Origin of the sequence: Streptomyces sp. NPDC093071 (genome assembly GCF_044754545.1) — a bacterium.
GTDB lineage: Bacteria > Actinomycetota > Actinomycetes > Streptomycetales > Streptomycetaceae > Streptomyces.
This window is the reverse complement of the sequence record NZ_JBIVPH010000002.1, coordinates 832,516-845,461: the sequence shown is the minus strand read 5'-3', so window position 1 is coordinate 845,461 and position 12,946 is coordinate 832,516. Positions and strand designations below refer to the sequence as shown.

Genomic DNA, 12,946 nt, shown 5'->3' with positions numbered 1-12,946 from the left:
TCTCGCACAGCTTCTCGAACAACTCCGAAGCTATAGGGCCCCACTGACAACGGCCCCGGCGAGAAAACGGCGAAGACGAGGGAACGAGGGAACGACAAAGACGAGCGAACGACAAAGGCGAGGAGATCGCTCTCCTCGCCATGTTCAACTTATAGCGCACCGGGGGGCTTGCGGCAAGGCCCCGGTCGTGGCGCAGAATCGTCGGCCTCAGCCATGACCTGCGGAAAAGAGGGGCGCGATGAACGCGCGGTACGTGTGGGACCTGCGAGAGACCGACGAGACGCGGGTCGCGGCCGTCGGAGGCAAGGGCGCGCACCTGGGCGCGCTGGCGCGGATCGACGGCGTCCGCGTGCCGGACGGCTTCTGCGTGACCACGGACGCCTTCCGGCGGGTCGTGGCGCTGACGCCGTCGCTCGACGGACCGCTCGACCGGCTGTCCCGTCTGGACCCGGACGACCGGGAGGCGACCCGCGCGCTCAGCGCGGAGATCCGCCGGACCGTCGAGGCGGTCGCCGTCCCCGATGACGTCGCGGAGGCGATCACCGACGCGCTCGTCCGGTTCGGGGAGGACGAGGCCTACGCCGTCCGCTCCAGCGCCACGGCGGAGGACCTGCCGACGGCCTCCTTCGCCGGCCAGCAGGACAGTTATCTGAACATCACGGGCACGGCGGAGGTCCTCCGGCACGTCGTCCGGTGCTGGGCCTCGCTCTTCACCGAGCGGGCCGTGACCTACCGCAGGCGCCACGGCATCGACCACCGCACGGTCCACATGGCCGTGGTCGTCCAGCGGATGGCCTTCCCCCGCGCGGCCGGCGTCCTGTTCACGGCGGACCCCGTCACGGGCGACCGGAGGACGGCCACGGTGGACGCCGGCCTCGGGCTCGGCGAGGCCCTGGTCTCCGGCCTGGTGAACCCGGACGTCTTCACCGTGCGGGACGACGAGGTCGTCTCCGCGGCGATCGCCGTCAAACGGCGTGCCGTCCTGCCCCTGCCCGGCGGCGGCACGCACGAGGTGGAGGTCGACGCGGAACGCCGGGAGCGGCCGGCGCTGACGCACGCGCAGGTCCTGCGGCTCGTGCGGCTCGGACGGCGGATCGAGGCGCGCTTCGGCCGCCCGCAGGACATCGAGTGGTGTCTGGTCGACGACGACTTCCGGATCGTCCAGAGCCGGCCGATCACGACGCTGTTCCCCGTTCCCGAGGCCGGCGACGGGGAGAACCACGTCTACGTCTCTGTCGGTCACCAGCAGATGATGACCGACGCCATGAAGCCCCTGGGGTACTCCCTGTGGCAGCTGACGGCCATGGTGCCGATGCACGAGGCCGGCGGAAGGCTGTTCGTCGACGTCACCCGGCGCCTGGCCTCGCCCGCGAGCCGCGCCGGGCTCCTGGACGTCATCGGGAGGGGCGACCCGCTGATCAGGGACGCCCTGGAGACCGTCCTCGCCCGCGACGGCTTCGTCCCCCCGCTCCCGGATCCGGAGCCCGGCGCGGCCGAGCGACCCGGCGCGCCCGCGGCCGGCGGGGCGCCCGCCCCCGTCGAGACCGATCCGGCGATCGTCACCGCGCTGATCGAGCGCAGCCGGGCGTCGGTCGCCGCCCTGGAGCGCGACATCCGGACGAAGACCGGACCGGAGTTGTTCGACTTCCTCCTCGACGCCTTCGAGGAGCACAAGCGGGTCCTCGGCGATCCCCTGAGCTTCCAGGTGCTCACGGCGGGCGCGGAGGCCACCTGGTGGCTCAACGACAAGCTCCACGCGTGGCTGGGCGAGAAGAACGCGGCCGACACGCTGACGCTCTCCGCCCCCGACAACATCACGTCCGAGATGGGCCTCGCCCTGCTCGACGTCGCCGACGCGATCCGCCCCCATCCGGAGGTCGTGGCGTTCCTGGGCCGCGTCGAGGACGACGACTTCCTGGACGAGCTGCCGAAGCTGCCGGGCGGGTCCGGGGCGCGCGACGCCGTCGAGGCCTACCTCGACCGCTACGGTATGCGCTGCGTCGGCGAGATCGACATCACCAGGCCGCGCTGGCGCGAGCGCCCCGCCGCGCTCGTGCCCGCCCTCCTCGACAACGTCAGGAACTTCGGGCCGGGCGCCGCCGAGCGGCGCTTCGAGGAGGGCCGGCGGCGGGCCCTGGAGAAGGAAAGGGACGTCCTGGCCCGTCTGCGGGCCCTGCCCGACGGGGAGCGGAAGGCCGCCGAGACCAAGCGGATGATCGACCGGGTCCGGACCTTCGTCGGATACCGCGAGTATCCGAAGTACGGCATCGTCAGCCGCTCCTTCGTCTACAAGCGGGCCCTGCTGGAAGAGGCGGAGCGCCTGGTGCGGGCCGGGGTGCTCGCCGCAGCGGAGGACGTCTTCTTCCTCACGTTCCAGGAGTTCCACGAGGCCGTGCGTACGCGGCGGGTGGACCGGGGACTGATCCGGCGGCGCGAGGAGGAGTTCCGGGCGTACCGGGCGCTCACCCCGCCCCGGGTGCTGACCTCGGACGGCGAGGCCCTCAACGGGTCCTACCGGCGGGACGACGTCCCGGCCGGCGCCCTCGTCGGCCTGCCGGTCTCCGCGGGCACCGTCGAGGGCCGGGCCCGCGTCGTCCTCGACATGGAGGAGGCCGACCTGGAGGCGGGCGACATCCTGGTCACGGCCTTCACGGACCCCAGCTGGTCACCGGTGTTCGTCGGCATCGCGGGCCTGGTCACGGAGGTGGGCGGCCTGATGACCCACGGCGCGGTGATCGCCCGGGAGTACGGCCTGCCGGCCGTCGTGGGCCTGGACGGGGCCACCCGGCTGATCCGGGACGGGCAGCGGATCCGCGTGCACGGGACCGACGGGTACGTCGAGATCCTGTCGTGAGACCCGGCCCCCGCCCCGCCACCGCGCCTCCGACGGCCGGTCCCCGTCACCCCGTCCGTACCGGCCGCCGGAGCAGATAGGCGCCCGCGCAGGCGACGAGCAGCAACATGCAGCCGGTGAACACCAGACCGGCCCGCTCCAGACCGAGCGGGCCGGTCAGGAGGCCGACGCCGATCACGGGCAGGGAGATGCCCGTGTACGCGACCAGGAACAGGGTCGAGATCACCGCCGCGCGCCGCTCCTCCGGCGCGGCCCCGGCGACGGCGGACAGGGCCGCGCGGAAGGTCAGGCCCTGCCCGGTGCCGCCGACGACGGCGGCCAGGACGACCAGCGCGAACAGGTCGGTGGCGAGCGCGCCCGCCAGGAGCGCCAGGCCGGCGAAGAGCACGGCGCAGCCCAGGGGCAGGGACCGGGGCACCCCGACGCGGCCGACGGCGAGCTGCCCGGCGGTGGAGGAGAAGAACGCGAGGGCCACGACCAGGCCGGTCACGGCGTGGTTGTCCACGTGCAGGAATCGGGCGAGGAAGGCGGGGCTGACCGAGGTGAACACCCCGAACAGGGCGAAGCCCACGAAGGAGGCGAGCGCCGCCGGCACGAACACCGGGCGGACCGGCGCGGGCAGGGCGGGCCACCGGGGCCGTACGGCGGACAGGGGCCGGATCTCCCGTACGGTCTCCGGCAGCCGCAGGACGACGGCGGCCGCCAGGACCGCCAGGGCCAGGTGCACGGCGAACGGGAGCAGCAGCGGTTCGGGGGCGTACTCCGCGAGCAGCCCGGCGAGCAGGGGTCCGCAGCCGAGGCCGCCCATGTTGGCGGCCGTCGCCACGAGCGTCGCCCGGGACGCGCCGCCCGGCGGGGCCAGGTCCATGACGTAGGCGGTGGCCGCGCCCGTGAACAGGCCCGCCGACAGGCCCGAGAGCAGCCGGCCCGCGTACAGCCAGGCCAGGCCGTCGGCGCACAGGAAGCAGACGGCGCTCGCCACCGCGAATCCCAGGCCCCACAGCAGCGTGGGCCGTCTGCCGACCGTGTCCGAGGCGTTGCCCGCGAGGAGCAGCACCCCGATGACCCCGAAGGCGTACACGGCGTACACCACGGTCACCGTCAGCTCGGAGAACCCGAACCTCTCCTGGTAGAGCGGGTAGAGCGGGGTCGGCAGCGTGGTGCCGGCCATCCCCACGACGAACACGGCCCCGCCGAGCAGGCACCGGAGCCACCCTTGACGATCACCAACCATGCCGCCGACGGTAACCCCGGTGCCGGACCCGGCGCGGGACCCCGGGTCAGCGCGCGCCGAAGACCTGGGTCCAGTAGGGGCCGCCGTCGCCCGTGTGCAGGCCGACGCCCAGCTCCTTGAACGAGCAGTTCAGTATGTTCGCGCGGTGGCCGGGGCTGTTCATCCAGGCCTCCATCACCTGCTCCGCCGTCTGCTGGCCCATCGCGATGTTCTCGCCGTACGTGGACCAGCCGTATCCGGTGGCCGTGACGCGCTCGCCCGGCCCGGCGCCGTCCGGGTTGGTGTGGTCGAAGAAGTCCCGCGCGGCCATGTCGTCGGAGTGGCCCTGGGCGGCCCGGGCCAGGAGGGAGTTCCCGGTGACGGCGCCGCAGCCCTCCTTGGCCCGCTCGGCGTTGACCAGGGCGATCACCTGCTCCTCGACGGAGGTGTGGCCGGAGTCCTGCTTCGTGGCCGTGGGGCGGCTCGGGGTCGTCGGCTCCTTCGTGACGGGCGGCTGGGTGGGCCTGCCGGTCGGCTTGTCCGCGGTCGGCCGCGGGGTCTGCGGGGCGGCGGCCTTCGTGGTGGCCGGGGCCGACGCCGACGGCGTGGCCTTGGGCTTGGCGGAGACGGTCTTGCTGGGGCGAGGCGTGCCCGAGGGCGTGGCCGTCGGGGTGACCCGGGCCGAGGCGGTGGCCGTGGTCGGGGACGAGGCCGGGGCCGACGCGGGGATCGTGAGGTCCACGGTCGAGGCGCGCGGCGCGTCCAGGGCCGTCAGGTCGTCCTCGTCGGGACCGTTCACCAGGGTGAAGGCCCCGCCGGTGACGGCGGCCACCGCCACGCTCGCGGCGATGGCCACGCGCCGGCGCCCGCGCTGCTGCTCCTGCCGCCTGCGGCGCCGCGCGTTGCGGGCGCTGCGGGCGCCGAGGACGGGGGAGGGGCTCGCTCCGGGCGCTCCCGCCGACTCGTACCCGGTCGGCTCCGCCGGTTCGTACGCGTAGACGTGCTCGGCCGTCTCCGCCGTTTCCACCGGCTCCATCGGCTCGTAGGCGTATGCGGGCGTTTCCGCCGTTTCGTACGCGTGCGGGTACGCGTACGCGGGGGATTCCGCCGTCTCGTAGCCGGTCGGGCCCGGCTGCTGGTATCCGGTCCCGTACCCGGTCTCGTATCCGGTCCCGTATCCGGCCTGGTACTCCGTCGGGTGGCCGGTCTCGTAGGACCCGGCCGTCCCCATCGGCTCGTACGGGGAGTACGCGGACGCGGTGGCGAGGTCGAGGCCCGCCCGCTCGCGGAAGGTCGCGAGCAGCAGTCCGGCCGGGGGGACGAGCAGGAGTCCCGCGAGCAGGCCCTCGGCCGGGTAGAGGCCGTGGGACAGGCCCGCGCAGTGCACGCACGCACGCGCGTGCCTGGCTATTCGCTTGCGCCAGAGACTGGACGGACGGCCGTCCCAGCCGCCGAGCTCGTACCTCAGGTCGGGGCACAGCGGGTTCTCCGTGAGCGCCCGCACGACGACGCGGGCGGCGTCCAGCTGCGCCTTCATGCGCTGGACGCGCACCGCCGTGTGCTCGGGGGACAGCTGGAGGGCCGAGGCCACCTCGTAGCGGGTCAGGTCGCCCGTGCACTCCAGCCACCACAGGGACAGCAGCGCCCTGTCGTCCGGCTCCAGCCAGCGAGTCGCCTCGGCGGTCTCGCGCCGCTGGCCCGACAGGTTCAGCCGGACCACGGTCAGGCCGACGAAGTCGGCGCCCGGCTGGGGGAGGTCGCGGACGTCGTCGAGGCCGCCGGTGGCGAAACCGGTCTGCTGCCGGTGCCAGTGGCCGCGGACGACGTTCATGGCGATGGCCACCAGCCAGGACCGGAAGCTGTCGGGAGCGCGCAGCCCGGCGAGCCCGGCGAGTGCCCGCAGCATCGTCTCCTGCACGACGTCGTCCACGTCGTGGTGACCGTTCATCGCCCGGCCCACGATGTTGTAGACCAGCGGAAGGTGGTGGGTGAGGAGCTGGTCCTGGGCCCGCGGATCCCCGCTCTGCGCCGCCCTGACCAGCTCCGTGAGCTGCTGTGTACTCATGCTCGAATCACCCTGCCTGTTCCGGTCGTCCTCGGGGGCCAACACATGGGAGACCACCGGGCGCCGGGCCGATAACAGAAATCCCCCGGCTTTCCCGAACGGATTCGGGGAGCGGGGGTCGGCCGGGCCGTCCGGTGGTCCTTCGGGGCGGTAGTGGAACGCCGTGGTCCGCGCACGGGACGGAAGGGCGGACGGGGGACACGCGGACCTCCTCGGCGTGCGGGACGGAACGCCCGGACGCGTCCGGCCCGGGCGGGGAGCGGGCCCCACGGTAGCGGACGGTCCGTGCGGGCGGGCCGCCGGCCGCCGGACAGGCGTCGGCCCCGTCCTCGTCGAGAGCGAGGGCGGGGCCGTACGCGGAGCGGTGTGTAGGGCCGGGTGACCTGGCCTCACGCCCTTATGCGTGGCGTCGCGAGCCGCCGGTGAAGAGACGGTAGAGGAGCAGCAGGATCACCGAGCCGATGATGGCCGCGATCCAGGTCGACAGCTCGAAGAAGCCGTCGATGGAGTCGACCCCGAAGATCACCTTGCCGAGCCAGCCGCCGAGGAGGCCGCCCGCGATGCCGAGCAGCGTGGTGATGATGAACCCGCCCGGGTCGCGACCCGGGGTCAGGGCCTTCGCGATGAGGCCCGCCAGCAGTCCGATGACGATCCAAGCGATGATTCCCATGATGTCCGTCTCCTTCGCGTGTGCCGTTCGGCCCGTTCCGTCCTTATCGAACGCTTACATCGAACGCATACGCGCAATCTGCGGATCCAAACGCCCCCGACGTCATCGGGTGTCGGCGGAGGAGGACGGCCGCGCCGTCGACAGGGGTTCCGCGATGTCCTCCAGGGAGCGGCGCTCGGCGTTGACCGCCAGGAAGGCGGCCACGAGACCGGCCGCGCACATCAGGCCCGCGCCGATCTGGAAGGCCAGGACCGTGTCGCCGACGACGCCGGACTCGGTGAGCTCCGCGAAGATCAGCGGCCCGCTGATGCCACCGGCCGCCGTGCCGAGGGCGTAGAAGAAGGCGATGGCCATCGCACGGGTCTCCATGGGGAAGATCTCGGAGACCGTCAGGTACGCGCTGGACGCGCCCGCCGACGCGAAGAACAGCACCACGCACCAGCAGGCGGTCAGCGTGGTGGCGCTCAGCGAGCCCCGGTCGAAGAGCCAGGCGGTGCCGAACAGCAGGATGCCGGAGAGCAGGTACGTCGAGGAGATCATGATCCGGCGGCCGACCGTGTCGAAGAGCTTGCCGAGGAGCAGCGGCCCCATGAAGTTGCCCGCGGCGATCACGGCGAAGTAGTAGCCGGTGCTGCCCGTGGGCACGTCGAAGAACGTGATCAGGATGGTGCCGAAGCCGAAGGTGATGGCGTTGTAGAGGAACGCCTGCCCGATGAAGAGCGAGAGCCCGAGGACCGCCCGGCGCGGATACGTGTGGAACACCGTCTTGGCGATCAGGCCGAAGCCGATGCTCTTGCGCTGGTGGATGGTGATCTCGCGGTCCGGCGGGGGCAGCGGGGCGCCCTTCTCCTTCTCGATCTCCTTCTCCACGGCGCCGACGAGTTCCTCCGCCTCGTCGCCGTGGCCGTGGATGAACTGCCATCGCGGGCTCTCCGGGACGTGCCGGCGCACCAGCAGGATGACCAGGCCGAGGACGACGCCGAGGGCGAAGCTGAGCCGCCAGCCGAGGTCCTTCGGGAAGATGTCGGTGTCCAGCATCACGACGGACAGCAGGGAACCGCCGATCGCGCCCAGCCAGTAGCTTCCGTTGATGATGAGGTCGACCCGGCCGCGGTAGTGCGAGGGGATCAGCTCGTCGATGGCGGAGTTGATCGCCGCGTACTCGCCGCCGATGCCGAAGCCGGTGAGGAACCGGAAGAGGAAGAACCACCAGGACTCGAACGACAGCGCCGTCATCGCGGTCGCCGCCAGATAGACGACCAGCGTCACCATGAAGAGCCGTTTGCGGCCGTAGCGGTCGGTGAGCCAGCCGAAGAACAGCGCGCCGGAGCAGGCTCCGGCCACGTACAGGGCCGCGGCGACGCCGGTGATCTGCGCGGCGGTGATGTCGAGGCCGCTGCCGTCCTCGGCGATGCGGCCGGCGACGTTGCCGACGATCGTGACCTCCAGGCCGTCCAGGATCCAGACGGTGCCGAGGCCGATCACGATCATCCAGTGCCACCGCGACCACGGGAGCCGGTCGAGGCGGGCGGGTACGGCGGTGGTGACCGTCGATTCACCGGGGCCCGGTGAGGGGGCCCGTGACACTTCAGAAGCCATGGTTCTCTCTCCGTCGCGTGCCCCCCGGCGATCCCCTCAGGCCGAGTTCCCTGAACCGGGCGTTCCATGCGGCGGCGGGACCCACCGGGGTCGGACGGTCACGGAGAGTCGTGGTCCCCCGGGGCGGCCAGCAGGGCCAGGGCGGCGGCGTGGCCCTTGAACGGGGGCAGGTCGGCGATGCGGAGGCCGGGGACCGGGGCCGGCCGGTCGGCGGCGCCCACGTACGGCTCGGCGGCGCCCCGCGCCAGGCCCACGCCCGAGACCTTGAGCGCGGCCTCCTTCCGGGACCAGCAGCGGGCGAACGCGGCGGGCCGCACGGAGGCCGGGAGGGCGTCCAGCTCCGTCCGCTCGCGCGGATGGAGGGCGCCCGTCATGTCCCGTACCAGGCTGTCCTCCGGGACCGTCTCGACGTCCACGCCGACCGGCACCGGCGCGACCGCCACCAGGACCCGGTCCCCGGAGTGGGAGAGCGAGAAGTGCACGTCGTGGCCCCGGAGGTACGGCTTGCCGTGCGGGCCGCCGCAGCCGGCGCACGGCTGCCGGAGGAAGACGAGGCGCTCCGGGGGCTCGCCCACGTGACGGCCCAGGACGAGCCGGAGCAGCACGTGGGCGACCCGGTGCCGGTCCGCGTCCACCGGGAACAGGAAGCGGGCGGCCCGGGCGCGCTCGTCGTCGTCGAGCACGGACGCGAGCGCGCGGGCCGGTGCCGCGGCCTCCGCCACGGAGGCCGTGACGACCCCCGGGTGGCCCGGAACCTCCTCGTAGCGCATGACGCGTCAGAATACCTGTTCGGTGGTCGTGACGACGGCGCAGCGGCCCGCCGCCCACTCCAGGGCCATCCGGTGCTCGCGCTCGGAGAAGTCGGCCACGGCGTCCGCGACGACGAAGGCCTGGACGTCGCTCATCCACGCGTCGCAGGCCGTCATCAGGACGCCGATGTGCGCGTACACGCCCGTGACCACGAGCTGGTCGCGGCCCTGCTCGCGCAGCAGCTCCAGGAGGTCGGTGCGGACGAAGGCGCTGTACTTCCACTTGGTGAGGCGGATGTCGCCGGGCTCGGGCGCGACGGCGTCCGCGATCGCCACGGCGTGCGGGTCGTCCGGGACGCCGGGGCCCCAGAAGTCCTGCTGGAGGCCGCGCTGCTCGGGCGTCTGGCCGCCGGGCTGGGCGGTGTAGACGACGGGCACGCCGAGCCGGGCGGCCTCCTTGCGGAGCCGGTTCAGGTTGGCGAGCAGCGCGGTGAGCGGCTCGGCGCCCTCGTCGAACGGGGCCAGGAAGTGGTTCTGGAGGTCGTGCACCAGGAGCACGGCGCGGTCCGGGTCGACGGTCCAGTCCACCCGGTTGGCCGGCAGGTCGCCGGGGCGGGGCATCGGGTAGGGCGGGACGGCGGGGAGGCTCATGACGGTCCGTTTCGGAGGGATGGGGCGGTGAGGGCGGGGTGGGACGAGGAGGGGAGGCGGGGAGGCGGGGGCGGGGCGGTCAGGCGCCCGCGCTCTCCGCGCGGAGGTCCTTCTTGGAGATCTTCCCGACGCCCGTGGTGGGGAAGGCGTCGACGAAGACGATCCGGTCGGGGACCTTGTAGGCGGCGAGCCCGCGCTCCCGGACGAAGCGCTTGAGGACCAGCGCCTTGACCTCCTCCGCCCCCTGACGTCGGATCACGTACGCGCAGCTGCGCTCGCCGAGGTACGGGTCGGGCTCGGCCACCACGTTGGCGTCGTGCACCGACGGGTGGGCCAGGAGGTGGTTCTCGACCTCCTCGGCCGCGATCTTCTCGCCGCCCCGGTTGATCTGGTCCTTGGCGCGCCCCTCGACCACCAGGTGGCCGCTCGGGGTGAGCCGGACGAGGTCGCCGGTCCGGTAGAAGCCGTCCTCGGTGAACGCGCGGGCGTTGTGCTCCGGCGCGTTCCAGTAGCCGCGGATGGTGTACGGGCCCCGGGTCAGCAGGTGGCCGGTGGTGCCGACCGGCAGGTCCTCGTCCTCGTCGTCGACGACCCTGATCTCGTCGTCCGGGGAGATCGGCCTGCCCTGGGTGGTGACGACCGTCTCCGGGTCGTCGTCCAGCCGGGTGTAGCAGACCAGGCCCTCGGCCATCCCGAAGACCTGCTGGAGGGTGCAGCCCAGGGCGGGCCGGACCCGGCGGGCCACCTCGTCGGAGAGCTTCGCGCCGCCGACCAGGAGCACGTCGAGGGTGGAGAGGTCGTACGCGGAGCCGGGGGCGGCGTCGATCCAGACGAGCGCCAGCGGCGGCACCAGGCCGGTGATCGTCACGCCCTCGTCCTGGATCAGCGGGAACGCCACGTCGGGGGCCGGCTGCGGGCACATGACGACCCGCCCGCCCGCGTACAGCGCGCCCAGCGAACCGGGGGAGGAGAGCGGGAAGTTGTGGGCGGCGGGCAGCGCGCACAGGTACACGCTGTCCTCGTCGAGCGCGCAGATCTCGGCGGAGCCGCGCAGCGAGTAGACGTAGTCGTCGTGCGTCCGGGGGATCAGCTTGGGCACGCCGGTGCTGCCGCCGGAGAGCTGGAGGAACGCCGTCTCCGAGGGGTCGCGGTCGGGCAGGTCGACGGGCTCGGCCGGGACGTCGGCCAGCGCCTCGAAGGCTCCGGCGTCCTCGCCGACGACGAACACGTGCCGCAGCTCGGGGGAGCGGGCGAGGACCGTGGTCGCCAGGGCGCGGTAGTCGAAGCCGCCGTGCACGTCGGGGATCACGTAGGCGGCGGCGCCGGTGAAGGAGCAGAAGTAGGAGATCTCCGACTCGCGGTGCGCGGGCAGCGCGAAGACGGGGAGCGCGCCGAGGCGGAAGAGCGCGAAGACCACTTCGAGGAACTCGGCGACGTTGGGCAGCTGGACGACGACCTTGTCGCCGGCGCCGATGCCGCGCGCCGAGAGTCCGGCCGCGAGCCGGTCGGCGCGCAGGTCGAGCTCGGCGTAGGTCCAGGCGCGCCGGGCGCCGCCGGGGCCCGCGCGGTCGACGACGGCGACGCGGTCGGGGTGGGCCTCGGCCCGGGTACGGAGCATCGTCCCGAAGGTGACGCCCTCCCACCAGCCGGCCGCCCGGTACCGCTCGGCGAACTCCGCAGGCCAGGTGGGGGTGGTGTACGGGACGTCCCCGGACGGCTCCCCGAGGGACGCGGGACGGGTCGGGGCGGTCACAGCTCGGCTCCCACGGCGTGCAGGAAGGTGCGGAACTTCGCGGCGGTCTCGGCGGTCTCGTCCTCCGGCAGGGAGGCGGCGACGACGCCGGCGCCCGCGTACAGGCGCAGGGTGCGCTCCTCGGCCTCGGCGCAGCGGATGGTGACGACCCATTCGCCGTTGCCGTCCGCGTCGCCCCAGCCGACGATGCCGGTGAAGAAGCCGCGGTCGAAGGGCTCGGTCTCGCGGATGACCTCGCGGGCCAGCGGCGTCGGGGTGCCGCAGACCGCCGGGGTGGGGTGGAGCGAGGAGGCGATCTCCAGGGCCGACACCTCGGGGTGGGCGAGGGTGCCGGTGACCGTGGTGGACAGGTGCCACATGGCGGCGGTGCGGATCAGCGACGGCCGGGCGGGGACGTCGATGGTGGAGCAGTACGGCGCCATGGCCTGGTGCACGGCGTCGACGACGACCGCGTGCTCGTGCAGGTCCTTGGCAGACTCCAGGAGGGCCGCCGCGCGCCGCACGTCCTCGGCGAGGTCGTCGCTGCGGGGGGTGGAGCCGGCCAGCGGGTTGGAGACCAGCTGGTTGCCGCGCCGGGAGACCAGGAGTTCGGGGCTGGCCCCGAGCAGGGTGCGGCCGGGGTGGGTGGGCAGCGCGAAGGTGTAGCCGCACGGGTCGCGGCGGGCGAGCCGGCGGACCATGGCGGCGATGTCCAGCTCGTCGGGTCCGGTGACCTCCAGGGTGCGGGCGAGCACCACCTTGCTGAACTCGCCGTTCCACATGCGGTCGACGGCGGCGGCGACGCCCTTGGCGTAGACCTCGGGCGCCGGGTGCGGACGGACCGTCCAGGCGCCGGCGCGGGGGGCGTCGGCGGGCAGCGCGACGAGCGGGTCGGAGGCCAGGGCCGGTCCGGTGCGGACGGTCTCGGGCACGACGAGCGCGGCCGGGGCGTCCTGGTCGAAGGGGATGGCGCCCATCACGACGGGGGCGGCGTGGCGTCCGGCGCGGGCCTCGGCGAGGGCGTCGGCCACCCGCTCGGCGATCGGGTCGGCGCCGTGCGGGACCTCGCTCAGCACGCCGTGGGCGAGCAGGGTCCGGGTGGGCGTGGCGAGGAAGCGGTCTCCGGCGCGGAAGGCGTCGAGCAGTCCGGTGGCGGCGCCGACGGCGGACGAGGTGGGCGCGGCGGAGCGGACGGGCGCGGCGGCGGGCGCGGCGACCGGTGAGGGCGCGGGCGCGGGGGCGGGTATGGAGGCGGACGCGGGCGGGTGCGCGGCGACCTGGGGGACCGTCGACACGGGTGGGCTCCTTGGTTCGATGAGGTGGGTGGGCGGGGGGGGGCCCCCGGGGGGCCCCCCCCCGGCCCCCCCCCCCCCGGGGCGCCCCCCCCCCCCCCCCCGGGCCGCCCGGGGAGTG

The 12,946-nt window shown here is 73.7% G+C and carries 9 protein-coding genes; 1 reads left to right on the top strand and 8 read right to left on the bottom strand.

The genetic code is table 11. From position 1 onward, the window contains the following. Window positions 1-238: 238 nt before the first annotated feature. Entirely contained in the window at window positions 239-2,854 is a 2,616-nt protein-coding gene (gene rph, locus ACIQD7_RS09375) for a rifamycin-inactivating phosphotransferase (RefSeq protein WP_402440966.1), read from the top strand. A gap of 46 nt (window positions 2,855-2,900) precedes the next feature. On the opposite strand, the gene ACIQD7_RS09370 is transcribed toward rph, so the two are convergent. The 8 genes from ACIQD7_RS09370 to dhbC all read right to left on the bottom strand — a co-directional run bounded on the left by ACIQD7_RS09370 (window position 2,901) and on the right by dhbC (window position 12,678). Continuing rightward, window positions 2,901-4,088 (bottom strand): MFS transporter, encoded by a 1,188-nt coding sequence (locus ACIQD7_RS09370; protein ID WP_402440964.1) that lies wholly within the window; start codon window positions 4,086-4,088, stop codon window positions 2,901-2,903. Window positions 4,089-4,134: 46 nt separating this feature from the next. Next, window positions 4,135-6,132: a sigma-70 family RNA polymerase sigma factor gene (locus ACIQD7_RS09365; RefSeq protein WP_402440962.1), complete on the bottom strand. Its 1,998-nt coding sequence runs from the start codon at window positions 6,130-6,132 to the stop codon at window positions 4,135-4,137. A gap of 397 nt (window positions 6,133-6,529) precedes the next feature. Further along, a complete protein-coding gene (locus ACIQD7_RS09360) occupies window positions 6,530-6,802 on the bottom strand; it encodes a GlsB/YeaQ/YmgE family stress response membrane protein (protein WP_121829358.1) in 273 nt (90 codons plus the stop codon). Between the two features lie 102 nt (window positions 6,803-6,904). After that, on the bottom strand, window positions 6,905-8,401 hold the full coding sequence (locus tag ACIQD7_RS09355) for an MFS transporter (RefSeq protein ID WP_121829357.1): 1,497 nt from the start codon (window positions 8,399-8,401) through the stop codon (window positions 6,905-6,907). A 98-nt stretch (window positions 8,402-8,499) separates the two neighbouring features. Then, a complete protein-coding gene (locus ACIQD7_RS09350) occupies window positions 8,500-9,171 on the bottom strand; it encodes a 4'-phosphopantetheinyl transferase family protein (RefSeq protein ID WP_402440959.1) in 672 nt (223 codons plus the stop codon). Window positions 9,172-9,177: 6 nt separating this feature from the next. After that, entirely contained in the window at window positions 9,178-9,801 is a 624-nt protein-coding gene (locus tag ACIQD7_RS09345) for an isochorismatase family protein (protein ID WP_121829355.1), read from the bottom strand. Window positions 9,802-9,880: 79 nt separating this feature from the next. Then, on the bottom strand, window positions 9,881-11,554 hold the full coding sequence (locus ACIQD7_RS09340; RefSeq protein ID WP_402440956.1) for a (2,3-dihydroxybenzoyl)adenylate synthase: 1,674 nt from the start codon (window positions 11,552-11,554) through the stop codon (window positions 9,881-9,883). Beyond that, window positions 11,551-12,678, bottom strand: a complete 1,128-nt coding sequence (dhbC, locus tag ACIQD7_RS09335; RefSeq protein WP_402441388.1) for an isochorismate synthase DhbC — start codon at window positions 12,676-12,678, stop codon at window positions 11,551-11,553. Before dhbC ends, ACIQD7_RS09340 begins: the two co-directional genes overlap by 4 nt. Window positions 12,679-12,946: the final 268 nt, after the last annotated feature.

Excerpts from the sequence above, each read along its gene's own strand:
- ACIQD7_RS09365 (WP_402440962.1), bottom strand. The coding sequence starts at position 6,132 with ATGAGTACACAGCAGCTCACGGAGCTGGTCAGGGCGGCGCAGAGCGGG.
- ACIQD7_RS09345 (WP_121829355.1), bottom strand. The coding sequence starts at position 9,801 with ATGAGCCTCCCCGCCGTCCCGCCCTACCCGATGCCCCGCCCCGGCGAC.
- ACIQD7_RS09360 (WP_121829358.1), bottom strand. The coding sequence starts at position 6,802 with ATGGGAATCATCGCTTGGATCGTCATCGGACTGCTGGCGGGCCTCATC.
- ACIQD7_RS09370 (WP_402440964.1), bottom strand. The coding sequence starts at position 4,088 with ATGGTTGGTGATCGTCAAGGGTGGCTCCGGTGCCTGCTCGGCGGGGCC.
- ACIQD7_RS09355 (WP_121829357.1), bottom strand. The coding sequence starts at position 8,401 with ATGGCTTCTGAAGTGTCACGGGCCCCCTCACCGGGCCCCGGTGAATCG.
- ACIQD7_RS09350 (WP_402440959.1), bottom strand. The coding sequence starts at position 9,171 with ATGCGCTACGAGGAGGTTCCGGGCCACCCGGGGGTCGTCACGGCCTCC.
- rph (WP_402440966.1), top strand. The coding sequence starts at position 239 with ATGAACGCGCGGTACGTGTGGGACCTGCGAGAGACCGACGAGACGCGG.